This window comes from uncultured Tateyamaria sp. (genome assembly GCF_947503385.1).
Taxonomy (GTDB): Bacteria; Pseudomonadota; Alphaproteobacteria; order Rhodobacterales; family Rhodobacteraceae; genus Tateyamaria.
Genome location: NZ_CANNDO010000004.1, coordinates 1 through 18804 on the forward strand (window position 1 = coordinate 1; position 18804 = coordinate 18804).

The window sequence follows — 18804 nt, forward strand, 5'->3', positions numbered from 1 at the left end:
AAGCCCGGCGCTTGCATCATCGACAGCACGCCGCATCATCAAGCCAACCAGATGAGCCAAACTCTCTCTCAGTTTAGGCCGCCATTGGCACCAAAAAACCTGACGACGGACAGATCCGACTTCGTGACCAAGGACAATCACGAGATCGCTTACGATCCGCGCCTTTGGTACATGCCCTGCCTCCGAACCTCGCCCATCTATGGCACGGTTGGTGCCGAACGGCACATCCCCTTCCCGATGATCGAGCCGGTCATGGGCGCACCAGGCGCGTCTCGCATGTCTCCAGTCCATGCCGCCGCCTCGCGCCTCGTAGGTTGGTCAGCCGCGCGCAACCGACCGCTTCTGGTCATGGCCCTTGGCGACCCCGGCTCGGGGCTGATGAACACGCAAGACTGGCGGCACCCGAGCCGCGCGGTGATCGAGACCACGCAACAGCAGAACACGGCCTCGCGCATGTGGAACGAGATGGTTGCCATGAAGACTGCTGTGGAAGCTCTGGGGCCTGCCCACGAGGTTGTCGGTGCCATCTGGTCACTCGGTCAGAACGACGGCTTCAACACCCCTGACGGGCCAGAAGGCTATGACACGGCCCATACCCCGGAATACCTGTCCTTCTTCGCCGAGGTGCGGTCCCTGTTTGGTGCCATGCCAATGGTGCTGACCAACATCGCCCAGCATGTCGTGGACAACACAGATGCCAACGGCAATCCGGGCTTTGGAAGCTATCGCCAGCAGTGGCTCAACCGCTTTGACCAGGACAGTGGGCACCCTAACGCGATTGCCGACTTCCGGGTGATCCAACCAGCCGCCGGGAACCAGGTTGATCCGTTGGATGCTGGCGACCCACACTACAATGCCGCTGGAATGCAGCAGAACGGGCGAGATATGGGGGATGCGTTGTTGAAGTTGCTGCAGGGCGGGAGCTAAGCGCAGAAAGCAGGCTTTGCAAAGTCTGCCTTGCAACTTCCTACCAGGTGGTTGGTGGAACCGATTTTTGCACCAGTTCTGCGCTCTGATTTTATCGTTCTTCTCCGTTGCTGCGAGAATTGCGACTTGTGCACCATTCAGATCTTTCCACATGCAAAAAGCCGGAAATAGTCGAAACTATACCCCCATCTGTCAGCATCGCGTCTGTCACCGAAGTCATCTAGCGACTTACCGCCAAAGGAACCAAACGCTTTTGCATCTCCTTCTTCTGGGTCCCAGCCCAGAATTGAGACTTCACCCAATAGCTCCCACCTTTCTGGGCAGTTCTTTGTTGATTTTGATATCAGCACCAGAGAACCGTCCGGAAAAGCGTCGAGGGCTGCTCGCTTGACCCAGTTCTCGATAAGGCCGAAAGACGTGACCCCAAAGGCCAAGATACCAGCTACCACTAGACCGGGCACTACCCCGTTGAGAAGCCACTTAACAGCAGGGTTTTTCACTTCATCTCCATTAAGCTAATGCCTTAAACGCTTTCCATTATCGCTGTCGTTCAGTACGCCCACGCATTTTTTGTGAACAACTCGACTTCCTTCGGGGCGACGACTTCGGGGATGCTAGTTGGATCATCAACCAAGATTTTTGATGCGTCTAGCGCGGTTTTGAGGCTTTTGCTTCCGACCCAACCGCTCTCCCATAATTGAACAATTTCACCGTTTACGATCCGGCAGATATTTTCATTGCTAACCAAGTCAAAACCAACAGATTTTGGCTTGGTTACGCGTTGTAGCCAGATTTCCAAGTACCCGTTGTATGGAACTCGATGCATTTTGTCCCGGACTCGCCCCCACAGAACTTCTTTCTGATCCTGTTCACTGAGAGAAATTAGGTGACTCAGAATGCCTGCTACCGCCGGGAACGCCTGCGGAGAAGTCAAACCCAGATCGGTTGCTATAGCGATCTGCACTTCCAGGTCATCCGGTTTGTCCTTTTGGGCGACGATCTTCGTGTGAAACTCGCTCAGAAGCCGCCTCAACGCTCCGCTGTTGGGATAGCGTAGTCCAAATGCGTGGAGCCGCAAAAGCTGCTTTTGCAAGGTCTTGGCATTTGTAGTTCCCAAATCTTGTAGCTCAATTCCCGCTAGTTTGTCTGGCTTGATGGCTCCTTCGACAACGTTAGGCGATACCTGAGTCTTGGCGACGCCCAACTTCATTCCAACGGAACGCAACTTGTCGCTCACAACCTTTAAGATAGCCTCAGCATGAACATCACTGTTGGCGAAAATTCTGTAGTCATCTCGGTAACGTAGAATCCTGAAGCCCAGCGCTTCGCCAAGCTCTTCGGTGATTTGCAGGTCGACCCAGCCAAGGACCAACTCTGCTATGAAATCCATGAGTACAGAACCTTGGGCGATGCCATTGGTTTGGCCATATCGGCTTGATTGGATCAGTCCGTCGATCTGATTGCCAAGGAGCTTTTTTTCTCCTTTCATTTTCTTGGCTGTTTCCAAACCATGCAACGCCCATGAGATGCTGTGGGTATAGAGAGAGCCATAACAGTCAGTTACGTCAGTATGGATCAAGTGACTGAAATCAAGGGAGTGCGAAATAGACTGTTGTTCTACTGCCTGCCACCAGTTTCTCACCTGTGCAGCTTGATCCGATTGGTCATCTATGGACATGACGGGTGAACTGCAGCACACGACAGCGCCTTTCTCAAATGACGCTAAACGAGCAGTAACCTGCGCCCAGTTTTCCGGTTTGCATATGAGATTTACAAGGCGAACGTAGATAGCAGGATGGATTAGCTCATAGGGACGCCAGGAGAATCTACCGTCCTTGTTTGCTGTGAAGCTGTAGTTCACCCCACTATAATTTGCTGGCCACTTGGATGCGAAGTCAGAAAGGTTTTTGTCTCCCAACACCGCAGATACTTCTGCCAACATTGGTTCGAAACTTACGTACTCAGGGAAATCGCCGTTAAAGTAGCTGCTGCCCTTTAGAAAGTGCTTTTTGGCATCAGCATGGCTTGCGTCTATCAATCGCTTCAATGTTTAGAACTCGGAAGTTGGTTTGAATTTCCTCTTTCTATCAGGGATTGAGCATGATGGAACGCAGAAAGGCGTACAAGCCACTTGTACGTGATTGATCAAGCGCTTCGGCAACGTCCGCTTCGGGCTGAGTTTGCCCTGGATACGATGGACACAAGGTCGCTCCCCAGTGGTTATGGGGCAAGTTTTTGCATCAGCATTGGATTTACGACGTCGCGGAGCAAGACCCGAGCCGTCTGCTCTCTATGAGCGAAGAGGAGTTCCGAAATGCCATGTCTGATGCCGGTAACGACGTTGAAGAACTGGCCGGTCAGTTTCACTCCTCTGTCGCTGAGCTGCTCTTGAAACTTCATCATGGAGTTTGATGTATGTGAATTCCGGCTTTGGCTGGGTTGCCGACGCTGTGATCAGAGGTGTGTCCTGACCGCCCATCGCCCGCTTCGAACCGAGCCAGCCACCGGAAATTGTGTTGCGGAATGCTCGAAGAGCCGTCCAACGAGCGTAAAACTGCCGTTCAAGCAAAACCGGTTTGCTGCAACTCTTCGTGTAATTCACTGCAGTTTTTCGTGTCACGCTACACTGACCCTTGCCTGCGACAAACCGGACACATTGCGCATGAGGCGCAAAAAAAGTAATCTGAACTGGTTAGTTTAGTCGTAAGTGTTCCTATATGGATGTGAATCCATGTCGCTTATTGCGCGGAACCAACTGGGAAATTGAAAACCATGCGTGTTGTGTCACTGATCCTTGCCCTTCTTGTTGGCGTGGGACTGTACCTGTGGGTGATTGAACGGGACCGGACATTGGCGTTTCTTGCCGAACAGTCCGGCGGGGGTGAAACCGCGGCTCTGGACACTGAAACGGATGCCACAGCCGAGGCTGAAGAGGTCGCAGAAGCGGACGCGCCCGGCGATGATTTGATCAAAGTTGTGGCCCGCAGGTCGATTGCACGCGAAATCAACAGCGCCGTTTTGCTGCGCGGCCAGACAGAAGCGGCCCGCGAGGTCGAAGTGCGCGCCGAAACCACATCGACGGTCATTTCTCCGCCCTTGCGCAAGGGCGCATTTGTGGAGGAAGACGCGCTGCTGTGCCAACTTGATCCGGGCACCCGCGGTTCGACCCTCGCTGAGATGCGCGCACGCGCCACCGAGGCCACGTCACGCAAGACCGAGGCAGAGGCCCGCGTGCCCGAGGCGCAGGCCCGCGTGATCGAAGCGCAGGCGCGTCTGGACGAAGCGCTGGTCAACCAGAACGCCGCGCAACGGCTGAGCGAGACAGGCTTTGCCGCCGAGACACGTGTGAAAAACACCGAAGCGGCGGTGGCCTCCGCTGAGGCTTCGCTTGAGGCTGCGCGCGCGGGCGTGACGGCGGCCCGGTCCGGCATTCAGGCCGCCGACGCCACCATCGAAAGCGCGCTCGCTGCCGTCGCTTCTGCGGAAAAGGAACTTTCCCGCCTCGACATCCACGCGCCCTTTGCCGGGCTGCTGGAAAGCGACACCGCAGAACTGGGCAGCCTGCTGCAGCCCGGATCGCTCTGCGCCACCATCATCCAGCTGGACCCGATCAAGCTGGTGGCCTTTGTCCCCGAGACCGAAGTGAACCGGGTCAAGGTCGGCGCAGCCGCGACGGCGCGCCTTGCTGCGGGCGGTCAAGAGGTTGCAGGCACCGTCACATTCCTCAGCCGTGCGGCGGATGAGACCACCCGCACCTTCCGCGTCGAGATCGAAGTGCCCAACTCCGACCTGTCGATCAGTGACGGCCAGACCGCTGACATCGCCATTTCGGCTGCGGGGGCCAAGGCGCACCTGCTGCCGCCCTCGGCGCTCACGCTGAACACCGAAGGCCAGATTGGCCTGCGCAGCGTGGATGATGCGGGCCTTGTCACTTTCAACCCCGTTACGGTGCTGCGCGACACCGCGCAGGGCGTCTGGCTGACCGGGTTGCCGGATACGCTGAGCGTGATTGTTGTCGGGCAGGAATTTGTGACCGCAGGCGTCACCGTTGCGCCCACCTATCAGGAGCAGACCCAATGACCGGTGTCGTCGACTGGGCCGCGTCCCGTGCGCGGATGGTGATTGCCTTTATCTTCCTGTCGCTGGCGGTGGGCACCTATGCCTATATGAGCTTGCCCAAAGAAGGCGAGCCGGATATCGAAATCCCCACGCTCGTCATCTCCCTCCCCTTCCCCGGCATTTCGGCCTCCGACGCAGAGGACCTGCTGATCCAGCCGATGGAGACCGAGCTGTCGGACCTCGATGGGCTCGACAAAATGACCTCTACCGCCGCCGAAGGCTATGCCAACGTGGTGCTGGAATTCGAGTTTGGCTGGAACAAGACCCAAGTCATGGCCGATGTGCGCGACGCCATGGACAAGGCCGAGGCCGAATTTCCCAGCGGGTACGAGCAATATACGCTGGACGAATTCAACTTTTCCGAATTCCCGATCATCATCGTGAACCTGACGGGCCCGGTGCCCGAACGGACCATCGCGCGGGTGGCCAAGGCGCTTCAGGACGATCTGGAGGCGCTGGACGCCGTGCTTGAGGCGAGCCTTGTGGGCAGCCGTGACGAGATGGTCGAGGTGACCATCGACCCCCTGCGTCTTGAGGCCTACAACGTCACCGCGGGCGAGCTGATCACCGTGGTGCAGAACAACAACCAACTGATTGCAGCGGGCGAGATCGAAACCGATCAGGGTGCTTTTGCGGTCAAGATCCCGTCCTCCTTCAACAGCGTGCGCGACATCTACAACCTGCCGGTAAAGACAAATGGCGACCGGGTGGTGACACTGGGCGATCTGGCCCAGATCAACCTCACGTTCGAGGATCGCGTGTCGACGGCACGTTTCAACGGGGCGGACACTGTGGCGCTGCAAGTGGTCAAGCGCAAAGGCTTTAACCTGATCGACACCGCGACCTTGGTCAAAGAGGTCGTAGCCGAGAAATCCGCCGAATGGCCCGAAGGGCTGCAGGCGGCAGTCGAGGTTGGCACCTCCAACGACACCAGCCGCGAGGTCGCGTCGATGGTGGGCCAGCTCGAAGGGTCGGTTCTGACCGCGATCTCGCTGGTGATGATCGTGTCGCTGGCCTTTCTTGGGCCACGGGCGTCTATTCTTGTCGGCTTTGCGATCCCGACGTCGTTCCTTTTGTGTTTCGTGCTGCTGGCGATCATGGGCATCTCGGTGTCGAACATTGTGATGTTCGGCCTGATCCTGTCGGTCGGTATGCTTGTGGACGGCGCCATTGTGGTGGTCGAATACGCCGACAAGCGGCAACAGGCGGGCGTCGGGCCCATGCGGTCCTATGTGGAGGCGGCGCAACGTATGTTCTGGCCGGTGGTGTCGTCCACGGCGACGACGCTTTGTGCCTTCTTGCCGATGTTGTTCTGGCCCGGCGTGCCCGGTGAGTTCATGGGGATGTTGCCCGTAACGCTGATCTTTGTGCTGTCGGCATCGCTGGTGGTGGCCTTGATCTATCTGCCCGTCATGGGCGGTGTGCTTGGCCGTCTGATTGACTGGTGCGGCACGCAGATGCACCGGATCGCCGCGCTGCCGCTGCTGGCGCATATCGGCGTAGCGGTCATCTCGCTTGTTCTGATGGTGGCGATCCTTGGCGTGCAACCGTTGCAGGCACAGGTTATAGCCGCATTCAGCGCGATGGACGGGCAAAACATCTGGGGGTCCGTGCTGCCGACATTCTTTGATGTGTTCCTGATCGGTCTCGCCATGGTGACCCTGTTTGGCATGTTCCTTGTCGGGTTGGTCACGGCGCTCATGTGCATTGGTGCGGTGTTCAACCGCGTGGGTGGCGGCGCGCTTTGGGTGGCCAAGGCGGTCTTTGGTGAACGGCGCCGCAAGGTGCGCGCAGGCTACCGCCGATCCGGATTTGGTTACGTGATCCAAGGCATCGTGGGCAATGCGGTCATGCCGCTGGTGATGATCGGCGTTGTGTTCGTCTTTGTCGGAACAACGCTCATCTATTTCATCAACAACAATCGCGGCGTCGATTTCTTTGTCGAGACGGAGACCGAACAGGCCATCGTCTATGTTATGGCGCGCGGCAATCTCGGTCTGGAAGAGAAAGACGCGCTCTTGCAGCAGGTGGAGAATATCGTTCTTGCCCACCCCGGAATTCGGAGCGCCTTTGCCTTTGCGGGCAGTGGCGGGCTGAACGCCAACACGGGCGGCGCGCAGAACCCGCGCGACACGATCGGGCAGGTGCAGATCGAAACCATCCCGTGGGAAGAACGCCCCGACGCCAAAGAACCCTGGTTCACAGTGCCGTTCACCGACTACACCGTGATGCGTGAGATCAAGGCACCTGATTTTGACGGCGACTATGTCGTCGAAGAGCTGAACGCAGAGTTGCGCAAAATCCCCGGTATCCGCACCGAAGTGCTGCCACTGGCCCAAGGCCCCGCCTCGGCCAAGCCGGTGCATCTTCGGATCAAGGGCGACAATTGGCAGGACCTGCTGGACGCGACTGGCATTGCCCGGGCGCAATTCGATGCAACGCCCGGCCTTGTTCGGATCGAAGACACGCGGCCCCTGCCCGGCATCGATTGGCAGATCGACGTGGATGTGGAAAAGGCTGGTCGCTATGGCGCGGATGTGGCGACCGTGGGCGCGATGGTGCAACTGGTCACCCGTGGGCTGCTGCTTGACACGATGCGCGTCGACAGTTCGGACGAAGAGATCGAAATCCGCGTGCGCCTGCCCAAACAGGACCGCGTTCTGTCGACGCTCGACACGCTCAAGGTGCGCACGGCGGACGGGCTTGTGCCGCTGGCAAACTTCATCACCCGGACACCGGTTGCAGAACTGGCGCAGATCAACCGCGTCGGCCAAAAGCGGTATTTCGACGTCAAAGCGGATTCGATGGACGGTCTGCAAAAACTGGTCGAGACGGTCGAGGTGGACGGCGCAGACATTGAACAGACCGTCGCCACGTTGCGCCCCGATGGGGCGGGCGACATCGTGTCGGCGGACGGCATAACGTACGCGGTGATGGCGCGCGATGCTGCGGCTGCGGGCCGCGACGTGGCCGCCGAATTTGCCAATGGCGAATTGCGCATGGTGCCGGTCAACGCCAACGAACGCGTGGCCGAACTGACCAAATGGCTGCAAACTGACCCCTTCCCCGCCGGGCTGGAGCATGAATGGACCGGCGACCAACAGGATCAGGAGGAATCCGGTGCGTTCCTCGGGCAAGCCTTTGCCGGTGCCCTGTTCCTGATGTTCATCATCCTGCTGGCGCAGTTCAACAGCTTTTACAACGCGATCCTCGTGTTGCTGGCGGTCGTGCTGTCGACCACAGGTGTGCTCTGGGGGATGCTGATCATGGATCAGACATTCTCGATCATTATGACCGGGACAGGCATCGTGGCCTTGGCCGGGATTGTTGTGAACAACAACATCGTGCTGATCGACACCTATCAGGAATACGAACGCTACATGCCCCGGATCGAGGCGATCATTCGGACCGCACAGGACCGCATTCGGCCCGTGCTGCTGACGACGATCACCACAATGGCGGGCCTTGCGCCGATGATGTTCGGGCTCAGCCTCGACTTTGGCGGCGGCGGCTATACGGTCGACAGCCCGACGGCGCTGTGGTGGAAACAGCTAGCAACAGCAGTTGTGTTCGGTCTGGGCATCGCGACCGTGCTGACGCTGATGGTCACCCCGTCCATGCTGGCGATGCGCGTGTGGGTCGTGACCTACGGCCTGTGGCTGAGCCAGCTACTGGCGAAGCTGTCGCTGGGTCGGGCAAGCGCTGCGGCGCGCGATTGGGCGCTGTCGCGTCAGGCCGGGCGGATGCCCAGCCAAGAGCTGGTCTGGGATTTCGATGAGCAGCCCGCGACAGATACGTCACAGCCCGAACTTCCGCTGACCAGCGCACCGCTGAAGGCGGCCGAGTAAGGGGGCCCGACGCGGTTTGACCGCGTCGCGCCAAGGCCGCGCCGCTAGCGTTCGTCCGCTTGCTGGCGGTGCCAGAGCTGCGCGTATCGACCGTCCTGTGACAACAGCGCCTCGTGATTGCCGGTCTCGACGATCTCGCCTTTTTCCAGCACCACGATCCGGTCCGCTTCGGCAATCGTACTGAGCCTGTGCGCAATAGTCAGCACCGTTCGGCCCTGCCCGGCGGCGCGCAGCGCATCCTTGATCTCTTGCTCCGTGTCAGTGTCAAGCGCGCTTGTCGCCTCGTCCAACAGCAGGATCGGCGGGTTCTTGAGCAATGTGCGCGCGATGCCCACCCGTTGCTTTTCCCCGCCGGACAGCTTGAGCCCACGCTCGCCCACAGCCGTGTCATAACCATCTGGCAGCGCCATGATGAAATCGTGAATCTGTGCTGCCCGGGCAGCCTCAAAGATATCCTCTTGGGTCGCCGCATCACGCCCATAGGCGATGTTGTATCGGATCGTGTCATTGAACAGGACGGTGTCCTGCGGCACCACGCCAATGGCTGCGTGCAGGCTGTCCTGTGTGACGTCGCGCACGTCCTGACCATCGATGCGCAAGGCACCCGCGCCCACATCATAAAACCGGAACAACAGCCGCCCAATGGTCGACTTGCCCGACCCGGTGGAGCCGACAATCGCCACGGTCTGACCCGGTTCCGCCACGACCGACACGCCCTTGAGGATGGGGCGTGCCGGGTCATAGCCAAAGTGTACATCGTCAAGCTCGATCCGCCCGGCCTTAACCTCCAGCGGGCGCGCGTCGGGCGCATCCACCACCTCGGCAGGTTGTTCAAGCAGCGTGAACATCTCGCCCATATCGACCAACGCTTGCCGGATTTCCCGGTAGACGGTGCCCAAGAAGTTCAGCGGCATGGTGATCTGGATCATGTAGGCGTTGACCATCACGAAATCCCCAACCGTCAACGTACCGTTCTGCACGCCAATGGCCGCCAAAACCATCACGCCCACCAACCCCGCAGTGATGATCACCGATTGGCCAAAATTCAGAAAGGCCAGCGAATAGCTGGTCTTGAGCGCTGCGACCTCATAGCCCGCCATGGCACGGTCGTAGCGCGCCGCCTCGCGCCCCTCGGCTCCGAAATATTTGACCGTTTCAAAATTCAGCAGGCTGTCGATCGCCTTTTGGTTCGCATCCGTATCCTGATCGTTCATGATCCGACGCAGTTTCACCCGCCATTCTGTCACCGCAAAGGTGAACCAGACATACAAGCCAATCGTGACCGCCACGATGCCCAGATAGGACACGTCGAACAGGATGGTCAGGACGATCCCGATCAGCACCAGTTCCAGCACCAGCGGCCCAATGGAAAACAGCAAGAAGCGCAGCAGGAACTCGACCCCCTTCACCCCACGCTCGATGATGCGGCTCAGACCGCCGGTCTTGCGGGTGATGTGGTAGCGCATCGACAGGCGGTGAATATGCTGGAACGTCTCCAGCGCCAGCATCCGCAGCGCGCGCTGCGCCACACGGGCAAAGATCGCGTCGCGCAATTGCTGAAATCCGACATTCATCAGCCGGGCAAGGCCATAAGCCACCGTCAGCCCAATCGCCCCCAAGGCAAGCTGCGACACGCCCTCGCCCGCCAGCACGTCCACCGCGTCGCGGTAGATGATCGGGGTGTAAACGGACACCAGTTTGGACAGGATAAGGGCCAGCATTGCCAGCACGACACGGCGTTTGACCCACGGTTTGTCCGCAGGCCACAGGTATGGCGCAACCTTGCGGATCACGCGCCAGCCGGATTCGCGTTCCTCAGCCTGCACATCGCTGGACGGATCGGGTGTCGGGGAGGCTTGGCGCGCCGGGCTTGTGCTGCGCGGGGCAGCGGTATCACTTGGCATTTAGGGGCAGTCCCTTGTCTCTGGGACTTAGATCATAGGGCGATGCTGGGGCAGTGACCAGCGTCCGGCGTCGCTATTCCGGCAAGTCAAAGACCTGACCGGGAAAGATCAGATCGGGATTGCGGATATTATCGCGGTTGGCATCGAACACCTGCACGTACAACCGCCCATCCCCATAGCGTTCGCGCGAGATACCCCAAAGCGTGTTGCCAGTCTGGACGGTGATCCGCTTGGCCGGGGCATCCGCATCATCCGCCTGCGCCAGCACATCCGGGTCCTCACGCTTGAACGGGGTTTCAACGCGGCTGGTGACGTCACCCTCTGCGTCCAGTTCGTCCACGCGCAGGGTGTAGACGCCGGTGTCGATGGTCGGCAACGCGCCGCGCCAGCGCCCGTTGCTGTCCACCTCGATATCTGCGACCGGGCGGTTGTCCACATAGACCCGCACCACGTCAGCCTCGGACTGCGCACGCCCGGACAATTCGACCGCACCCGATTGCGAATAGCTGATCGTGTCGATTTCGATATTGTCGAGCGCCTCGGGCCGCGTGCTGCTGAGCACTTCGACCCCCTCTTCGGTCGACTTGAGGATGGCCGGCGTCTGCGGTGTCGGCACGGCGGCGACCTGCGGCGCAGGTTCCACCGTTGGCGCATCCGCCGTTTCGGGGGCGGGCGCGGGTGGTTCGGGTTGTGCATCAGGGGCCGGGTCCGCACGCACAACCGTTTCATCTGCCGGTGCGTCGGGTTCTGCCGCGGCCACGACTGGCGCGGGGTCTTGCGTCGGATTGTCTGGCGCGGGCGCTTCGGGCACGGTTTCGGCCACCTCCGGCGCGGTCTCTTCCACCGGGTCGGGCGCCGGGCGCGCCACTGGTGCCACAATAACTTCGTCCAGCGATGCAATCTCGTGCTGTGCCATGCCCTGCACGATGGTCAAAACCTGCGCATCCGTGTTGGGGGCAATCGTCGTCACGGCGGCAAAGCCACCCGCGGCGTCCACTGTCACTTCGGTATTGGCGACACCGTCGAGCAATACGGTGACCTTGCTGCCCGGCTCCGCCCGGCCCGCAATCACGGCGAGACCGTCAGCCTCGACCCGGACCTCGTCAATTGACGGGGCCGGCGCAGGTGCCACGTCGGCGGCTTGGGCAACGCCATCTGTGGGCGCTGACACGTCCTCCGCCACCTCTGGGGCTGCGGGTGTTTCGGGTACCGCTTCGGCTTCCACCTCGGGCGCGGGCGCGGGCGCAACGGCAGTCTGCTCTTCGAGCGGGGGCGTTGGCGCGGTGCCGCCCAGACTGTTGACGTATAGGCCAGCGCCAATGGCGGCCACGGCCACCACCGCAGCCCCCGCAACGAGGCCACCATTTGAGCCCATCAATGCCGCCAGTTTGGACATTGCCAACCTTTCCCCAGGTTTCGCACCGTGCAGGCGCGTTGCGCTTGCATAACAGGCGGGGATAGAACGGTCAAAACACGCGCCCGTCCAGCGCTTGTGAACAAAGCTAGGGGTCGGTGATGTCGAAATTGTCCGTCTGTGTCTATTGCGGCGCACGCAAGGGTGCGCGCGCATCCTATACGGAGGCCGCAGAGGTCCTGGGCCAAGGGCTTGCCGCCCGCAACTGGCGGCTGGTTTACGGCGCGGGCGATGTGGGTCTGATGGGGACCGTCGCACGCGCAGCACAGGAGGCAGGCGGCGACACATTCGGCGTCATCCCCGCGCATCTCGTTGCGATGGAGGTCGGCAAGGCGGACCTGTCGACATATGTCGTCACAGAAACCATGCATGAACGCAAAAAGGTCATGCTGATGAATGCCGATGCCGTGGTTTTGTTGCCGGGCGGCGCGGGATCACTGGACGAGTTTTTCGAGGCGCTCACCTGGCGGCAACTGGGCCTGCATGACAAGCCGATTTTCGCAATTGATACAGACGGATACTGGACACCGCTGATGCGTCTTCTGACCCATGTGGTGGACGAAGGGTTTGCCGATGCCAGCCTCTTCGACCTGATGCAGGTTGTGCCGGACCCCGGTGCCGCGTTGGACGCCATTGCGGACCATGGCGGCACCTGACGCGCCCATCCAAACCCAGCGCACGAAAAAAGCGCGCGAAGATCCTCGCGCGCTTTGAAGGGTGCCGTGCAGCGCCCCAAACTGTCGCTGTACCCGCCACCCAAAGCAGCCGGTACAGCCTGCGACCGCATCACATGCGGCTGGCGACGTTTTCCCAGTTCACAAGGTTGTCGAGGAAGTTCGTCAGGTAAGCGGGACGCTTGTTGCGGAAATCGATGTAATAGGAATGCTCCCACACATCACAGCCCAGCAGCGCCGTCTGCCCAAAGCACAGCGGGTTCACGCCATTCTCGGTCTTGGTGACTTTGAGGCTGCCGTCCTTGTCCTTGACCAACCACGCCCAGCCTGAACCGAACTGACCGGCACCGGCGGCCGAAAACGCATCTTTGAACGCGTCAACGGACCCAAAGCTCTCTATCAGCGCCTTTTCCAGTTCTCCGGGCATCGACGAAGCACCCGGCCCCATCATTTCCCAGAACTGGTTGTGGTTCCACAACTGGCTGATGTTGTTGAAGATGCCATTCTGAGCAACCGCGCCAGCGTCGTAGGTGCCGACGATAATCTGTTCGAGCGATTTGTCCGCCCATTCGGTGCCTTCGATGGCCTTGTTGCCGTTCACCACATAGGCGTTGTGGTGCAGGTCGTGGTGGTATTCCAGCGTCTCTTTCGACATGCCGTTGTCCGCCAGCGCGTCGTGGGCATAGGGAAGATCGGGAAGTTCAAAAGCCATGATGGGGCCCCCATTGTTCATCGTGCAGGTGTGTGCCTGACAGATTGTGCAAACCTCTGCAAGTTCAAGGGTTGGCGTGACCGGCAATCCCGCGCCACGCATCTTTTTACCGGTCCTGCGACTGGTGGGTCATCCGATCCGCCTGCCCAAATTCCACCTATTGCCTCAGGTCACTATGTCGTGTCGTCAGCCTGCGGACGTTAAGGGCAACGCGCTGAACGTGCTGTTCTGATCCGCCCGGGGCCGGATGGTTTCAAACGTCGCGTGAAGTGTTGCTCCGGGCACGCCGCGCAGGATCAGCTTGGCAGCCAATCCTCCGGCGCACATGTGCCGCGGCCCGACACGTCGTTGTCGGCGTTGCGCAAGGTGGCATTCAACGTCGTTTGCTTGGTGTCCTGATTGAACACCACACGGTACCGTGCATAGGCGCGGATCGGGCGCGAGGGCAACGTCATCGACCACCGCACCTCGATTTGGCCATCCTGACGTTTGCGCGTCTTCGCCTTCATCGGTCCACCTTTGGCCCATTCGATCACCGGGCCATAGACCGTCGCCGTTTTGCCCGAACTGTCAAAATCCATGGCGAGCACTTCGGGCGCAAAACTGCTGCCGTTTGTCTTGAGTGTGCATACGTATCCCTGAGCCTGCGTCACAGTCGCACAAACGCAAAACAGCCCAGCAAACAGAAACGTCTTCACTGCCCTGTCCTCCTTCGCTTCCCTGACGCCAACCTGCATCATTTCGCGTAAAAGAAGAAGATGCGAAACCGCCCTATTCGGTAAAAAAGTCCACGGCGCTGCCCGGCGCCGCTGCCGTGCGCAGCAGGTCAAACACATAGGCCGCGTGGCTGCGGAAACAGACGATCTGAAAGGTTGTCGCGTCACGCATCCAGAACGCCGCCGGCACCTGTGCCAGCCGCGTGCGGCGGAACATGCCGGGCGTGAACGCCTCTGGGCTCAGGTCCACGGGGGCCAGTTTTGCCATAACTTCGCGCGCCTGCGCACCTTCGACCAGAAACACCGCGCGCGCATCGGACACATCCACAGCCAGCGCGAACGTCTCGCCCAAGGTCGCGTGCATCTTGGCAAGGTTTGCGTCAACCGCCTCGTATGGGCACAGAACCAGCACTTCGTCCGGCGACATCCACGCGATGCCGCGATCCTCAACGCAATTGGCTTTTCCTTGCGCGGGCATGTCGACGGCAGCGACCCCGGTGGCCGCGTTCTTGATGCTGGTGTTCGCCAGGTCGCCGCGCAAAGTGATCATGCCTTGCAGCCCACCTTCGGTGATCCGGGCGATCCCGTCATCAGCGGCCACACCGCCCAATGCTGTCACAGCCTCAGCCATCCTGCTTTTCCCCTTCTGCATCATAGAACACCGGGTTCACGATCCGCGCCTGATAGGTCTTGCCGTCCGTTCCGGGCAATTCGATCACCTCGCCCATCCGGTCTGGCCCGCGATGTACCAGCCCCATCGCGATCCCCTTGCCTAGGTTGGGCGAATGGTAGGTTGAGGTAACGCGCCCCTGCACATTGCGCTGCCCATTGGCGTTGGTGCCATCGGCCACAGCATAGGCACCGTCCGGCAAGGTAGAGCCGTCCAGCGTCTCCAGCCCCACCAGCTTCCAGCGTTCGGGATCGGCCATATGGCTGCGTTCGTGTGCGCGTTTGCCCAGATAGTCTTCCTTTTTCTTGGAAAGCGCCCAATGCAGGCCGAGATCCTGTGGGATCACCGTCCCGTCCGTCTCGTCCCCGATCATGATAAAGCCCTTTTCCGCGCGCAGGATATGCAGCGCCTCGGTGCCGTAGGGCATCACGCCAAGGCTGTCGCCCACGGCCATGAGCGCATCCCAAAATGCCTGCCCTTGGCTGGCTTTCACCGCGATCTCATAGCTCAATTCGCCCGAGAACGAGATGCGGTAGACGCGCGCGCTGAACCCGCCCAGCGTGCCGTCGGCCCATTCCATGAACCCCAGCGCCTCCTTGGAGACATCCATGCCCCCCAGCGCTTCGAGTGCCTTGCGCGCATTCGGGCCAACCACGGCGACCTGCGCGTATTGTTCGGTCAGGTTGGCGACATGGACCTTCCAGTCCCACCATTCGGTTTGCAGCCATTCTTCCATGTGCTGATGAATGCTGTCGGCGCCGCCGGTGGTGGTGTGACACAGCCAAGTATCCTCGTCGATGCGCGCCACAACGCCGTCATCGATCAGGAACCCGTTTTCACCGCACATCAGCCCATAACGACATTTGCCCGGTTTCAGCGTGCTCATCATGTTGGTGTAAAGCATATCAAGAAAGCGGCCCGCGTCCGGCCCCTTGACCAGCAGCTTGCCCAGCGTCGAGGCGTCCAGCAGGCCAAGGTTTTCGCGCGTGTTTTTGGTTTCGCGCATCACCGCGTCATGGACCGACTCGCCAGCCCGCACAAAGGCATAGGGCCGACGCCATGCGCCAACCGGTTCCCAGTCGGCCCCGTGTGCGTCATGCCAGTCATGCATGGGTGTCCGGCGGATCGGCTGGAACACGTCACCGCGCGCCTCACCCGCAATCGCCCCCATCGAGATCGGGGTGTAAGGCGGGCGAAACGTCGTTGTGCCCGTTTGTGGAATAGGTTGATCCAACGCATCAGAAAGGATCGCGAGACCGTTGATATTGCTCAACTTACCTTGGTCTGTCGCCATACCCAGCGTGGTATAGCGTTTGGCATGTTCGACGCTTTCGAACCCTTCCTGAGCGGCCAGTTGCACATCGGACACTTTGACATCGTTCTGGTAGTCGAGCCACGCCTTGGCGCGCAAGGACGTCTTTGCCCCCTGCGGCATCAGCCACACCTGCGCCAGCGGCGCCTCATCGACGCTCTCCCCGCTGGGCGCGTCGTCGGCTTTTGGCGTATGGCCCGTCGCTTCCGCGGCATGGCCACCGGCCACATGACCGTCGTCCACAACAGCTCGCAGACCGAAATGGCCGTTGGCGGCACCAGTCGCACGCACAAAGCCGGTGCCATCCGCGCCTTTGGGCGCTTTGTCCACATCGGGGCGGAACATGGCAAAATCGTTGTCCCAGGCCAATTTGCCCCCGCAATGGGACCACAGATGCACAACGGGCGACCAACCACCGGACATCGCGACCGTGTCGCAGGCGATCTCTTCGAGCACCGCACCTTCGCCAGCCTGCGCGCAGACGGCGACGCCCGTGACGCGCTTGCCGCCCTGCACCTTGGCCACGCCATGCCCCATCATCACGCGGATGCCCATCGCCTTGGCCTCGGCCATCAGCGGGCTGTCCACAGGCAGCACGCGCGCATCAAGGATGACCGGCACGTCAAGACCCGCTTTTTTCACTGCAATTGCAGTACGATAAGCATCGTCATTGTTGGTCACAACGGCGACACGGTCACCGGGGCTGACGCCGTAATTCACGATGTAGTCGCGCACGGCGCTGGCCAGCATGACGCCGGGAATGTCATTTCCGGCAAAACTGAGCGGGCGTTCGATGGCACCGGTGGCGGTGATCACATGCCCCGCCTTGATCCGCCACAGCCGGTGGCGCGGGCCGGGCTGATCCGGCGCGTGGTCTGTCAACCGCTCATAGCCCAGCACGTAGCCGTGGTCATAGACCCCTGCCCCCATCGTGCGCAGGCGCAATGTCACATTTGGCATGGCGGACAGCTCGGACACCAATTGATCCACGACCTTATCCACAGGCAGACCATCCACAGTTCCGCCATCGACGGGCGCGCGCCCACCCGGATGAGCGTTTTGCTCGACAATCAGGACCTTGGCCCCGGAATCGGCTGCGGATTTCGCCGCCGTCAGACCAGCGATGCCCGCCCCCACGACCAGCACATCGCAGAACGCGTAGAAATGTTCGTAGCGATCTGCGTCACGCCCCTTGGGCGCCTGCCCCAGTCCGGCGGCCTGCCGAATGAACGGCTCGTAGACATGTTTCCACAGGGGCCGCGGGTGAATGAACGTCTTGTAGTAAAATCCAGCGGGCATGAAGCGCGACAGCTTTGCGTTCAGCGCCCCCACGTCAAATTCGAGGCTGGGCCAGTGGTTCTGAGACGTGGCCAGTAGCCCGTCAAACAGTTCCGTCGTGGTGGCGCGCTGGTTCGGCTCGAATTTGCCCTCGACGCCGAGATTCACAAGCGCGTTGGGCTCTTCGACGCCGGAGGCGACGATGCCCCGCGGACGGTGATACTTGAACGATCGGCCCACCAGCATCTGGTCATTGGCCAGCAAGGCCGAGGCGAGCGTGTCGCCTTCGTAGCCCTTCATGACCTTGCCGTTGAAAGTAAAGCGCATGGCGCGGTCGGTGTTGATCAGGCGGCCACCTGTGGCCAGTCGCGTGCTCATGTTCGGGCCTCATCGCGGCGGCAGGCGTCGGAGCCTCCGGCGGTGGTATTTTTGGTCAGAAGAAACATCATGCGAGATCCTTCCGTGACCATCCGGGGCGCTTGGCCGCGATGGTGTCGAGAAGGTCCGGGGGCGGAGCGAGGGTTTGCGCGGGATAGGTGCCAAAGACTTCGAGCGTCATGGTGCAGCGCGCGGCATGGAACCACTTGCCGCAGCCATAGACATGGCGCCAGCGTTCGAAATGCACGCCTTTCGGGTTTTCGCGCATGAACAGGTAGCCCTCGAACTCTTCGTCGCCGGAGCCGGGGCCGAACCGCGTGAGATGCGCCTCTCCGCCTGCGTGAAATTCGGTTTCCTCTGCGGTGACACCGCAGCAGGGACAGGTCAGGGTCAGCATATGCAGGCTCCTTGGACGGCCCGCACACGCAAACAGGCGGGTGCCGCAAAGCACCCGCCTGACGCGGTTTGGGATTGAACGGGGAGGTTATTCAGTCGGCACGGGCGTGCCTTCGACAGCGGGCGCGATGGCATCCTGAGTTGGCGCACCTTCACCGCCACCCGACCCCAGCGAGCCGACCACGGCAAGCAGGAGAATGATGGCAAGGACGATGCCGAATGCAACAAGGACACCACGCGCGCTGACGCCGTCACCGCGGTGGATGTTCGGATTTGGATAGTCTGACATGGGTAGTCCTCCGTCTTGTGTGACGGCATCAGACCATTTCGCGGCGCGTGCTCAACCGCGCCGGGGGTGACTGCGGGATTCCAGCCGAGCCCAGCCGGTTTCGCCCCCCGCGATGCGCCGCGTCCCGCCGGTCGCGCGATTTTGCGTGACGCGCACGGCGTTGGTGC

Annotated in this window: 13 protein-coding genes and 1 pseudogene; 4 read left to right on the forward strand and 10 right to left on the reverse strand. The window is 60.6% G+C overall.

The features are described 5' to 3' along the window. A pseudogene (locus tag Q1A85_RS13805) lies at nt 1–927 on the forward strand (hypothetical protein); the annotation flags it as partial. 137 nt (nt 928–1064) lie between these two features. Here the strand turns inward: Q1A85_RS13805 and Q1A85_RS13810 are convergent. Both Q1A85_RS13810 and Q1A85_RS13815 read right to left on the reverse strand, forming a co-directional pair. After that, nucleotides 1065–1427, reverse strand: coding sequence for a hypothetical protein (locus tag Q1A85_RS13810; RefSeq protein ID WP_299690268.1), 363 nt, complete (start codon nt 1425–1427; stop codon nt 1065–1067). Nucleotides 1428–1477: 50 nt separating this feature from the next. Next, the gene (locus Q1A85_RS13815; protein WP_299690270.1) at nt 1478–2974 is read right to left on the reverse strand and encodes an RNA-directed DNA polymerase; all 1497 of its coding nucleotides are present in this window, start codon (nt 2972–2974) and stop codon (nt 1478–1480) included. A gap of 725 nt (nt 2975–3699) precedes the next feature. Here Q1A85_RS13815 and Q1A85_RS13820 point away from each other — a divergent pair. Both Q1A85_RS13820 and Q1A85_RS13825 read left to right on the forward strand, forming a co-directional pair. Continuing rightward, a complete protein-coding gene (locus Q1A85_RS13820; RefSeq protein WP_299690273.1) occupies nt 3700–5007 on the forward strand; it encodes an efflux RND transporter periplasmic adaptor subunit in 1308 nt (435 codons plus the stop codon). Beyond that, a complete protein-coding gene (locus Q1A85_RS13825) occupies nt 5004–8894 on the forward strand; it encodes an efflux RND transporter permease subunit (RefSeq protein WP_299690276.1) in 3891 nt (1296 codons plus the stop codon). The genes Q1A85_RS13820 and Q1A85_RS13825 overlap by 4 nt, the downstream gene beginning before the upstream one ends. Nucleotides 8895–8938: 44 nt before the next feature. On the opposite strand, the gene Q1A85_RS13830 is transcribed toward Q1A85_RS13825, so the two are convergent. After that, nucleotides 8939–10798, reverse strand: a complete 1860-nt coding sequence (locus tag Q1A85_RS13830) for an ABC transporter ATP-binding protein/permease (RefSeq protein WP_299690279.1) — start codon at nt 10796–10798, stop codon at nt 8939–8941. Between the two features lie 73 nt (nt 10799–10871). Continuing rightward, on the reverse strand, nt 10872–12194 hold the full coding sequence (locus Q1A85_RS13835) for a LysM peptidoglycan-binding domain-containing protein (RefSeq protein WP_299690282.1): 1323 nt from the start codon (nt 12192–12194) through the stop codon (nt 10872–10874). Nucleotides 12195–12313: 119 nt separating this feature from the next. Between Q1A85_RS13835 and Q1A85_RS13840 the strand changes: the two genes are divergently transcribed. Continuing rightward, on the forward strand, nt 12314–12868 hold the full coding sequence (locus tag Q1A85_RS13840) for a TIGR00730 family Rossman fold protein (RefSeq protein ID WP_299690285.1): 555 nt from the start codon (nt 12314–12316) through the stop codon (nt 12866–12868). 130 nt (nt 12869–12998) lie between these two features. On the opposite strand, the gene Q1A85_RS13845 is transcribed toward Q1A85_RS13840, so the two are convergent. The 6 genes from Q1A85_RS13845 to Q1A85_RS13870 all read right to left on the reverse strand — a co-directional run bounded on the left by Q1A85_RS13845 (nt 12999) and on the right by Q1A85_RS13870 (nt 18637). Further along, nucleotides 12999–13598, reverse strand: coding sequence for a superoxide dismutase (locus tag Q1A85_RS13845; protein WP_299690287.1), 600 nt, complete (start codon nt 13596–13598; stop codon nt 12999–13001). A gap of 296 nt (nt 13599–13894) precedes the next feature. Continuing rightward, a complete protein-coding gene (locus Q1A85_RS13850) occupies nt 13895–14296 on the reverse strand; it encodes a hypothetical protein (RefSeq protein WP_299690290.1) in 402 nt (133 codons plus the stop codon). A gap of 73 nt (nt 14297–14369) precedes the next feature. Next, nucleotides 14370–14945 carry a sarcosine oxidase subunit gamma family protein gene (locus Q1A85_RS13855; protein ID WP_299690293.1) on the reverse strand — a complete coding sequence of 192 codons (576 nt, stop codon included), beginning with the start codon at nt 14943–14945 and terminating at the stop codon, nt 14370–14372. Further along, nucleotides 14938–17952: a sarcosine oxidase subunit alpha family protein gene (locus Q1A85_RS13860; protein WP_299690296.1), complete on the reverse strand. Its 3015-nt coding sequence runs from the start codon at nt 17950–17952 to the stop codon at nt 14938–14940. Before Q1A85_RS13860 ends, Q1A85_RS13855 begins: the two co-directional genes overlap by 8 nt. Nucleotides 17953–18019: 67 nt before the next feature. Continuing rightward, on the reverse strand, nt 18020–18349 hold the full coding sequence (locus Q1A85_RS13865) for a sarcosine oxidase subunit delta (protein WP_299690303.1): 330 nt from the start codon (nt 18347–18349) through the stop codon (nt 18020–18022). Nucleotides 18350–18436: 87 nt separating this feature from the next. Continuing rightward, entirely contained in the window at nt 18437–18637 is a 201-nt protein-coding gene (locus Q1A85_RS13870) for a hypothetical protein (RefSeq protein WP_299690306.1), read from the reverse strand. Nucleotides 18638–18804 lie beyond the last annotated feature (167 nt).

Excerpts from the sequence above, each read along its gene's own strand:
- Q1A85_RS13855 (WP_299690293.1), bottom strand. The coding sequence starts at position 14,945 with ATGGCTGAGGCTGTGACAGCATTGGGCGGTGTGGCCGCTGATGACGGG.
- Q1A85_RS13845 (WP_299690287.1), bottom strand. The coding sequence starts at position 13,598 with ATGGCTTTTGAACTTCCCGATCTTCCCTATGCCCACGACGCGCTGGCG.
- Q1A85_RS13825 (WP_299690276.1), top strand. The coding sequence starts at position 5,004 with ATGACCGGTGTCGTCGACTGGGCCGCGTCCCGTGCGCGGATGGTGATT.
- Q1A85_RS13835 (WP_299690282.1), bottom strand. The coding sequence starts at position 12,194 with ATGTCCAAACTGGCGGCATTGATGGGCTCAAATGGTGGCCTCGTTGCG.
- Q1A85_RS13840 (WP_299690285.1), top strand. The coding sequence starts at position 12,314 with ATGTCGAAATTGTCCGTCTGTGTCTATTGCGGCGCACGCAAGGGTGCG.
- Q1A85_RS13830 (WP_299690279.1), bottom strand. The coding sequence starts at position 10,798 with ATGCCAAGTGATACCGCTGCCCCGCGCAGCACAAGCCCGGCGCGCCAA.
- Q1A85_RS13870 (WP_299690306.1), bottom strand. The coding sequence starts at position 18,637 with ATGTCAGACTATCCAAATCCGAACATCCACCGCGGTGACGGCGTCAGC.
- Q1A85_RS13860 (WP_299690296.1), bottom strand. The coding sequence starts at position 17,952 with ATGAGCACGCGACTGGCCACAGGTGGCCGCCTGATCAACACCGACCGC.
- Q1A85_RS13820 (WP_299690273.1), top strand. The coding sequence starts at position 3,700 with ATGCGTGTTGTGTCACTGATCCTTGCCCTTCTTGTTGGCGTGGGACTG.
- Q1A85_RS13865 (WP_299690303.1), bottom strand. The coding sequence starts at position 18,349 with ATGCTGACCCTGACCTGTCCCTGCTGCGGTGTCACCGCAGAGGAAACC.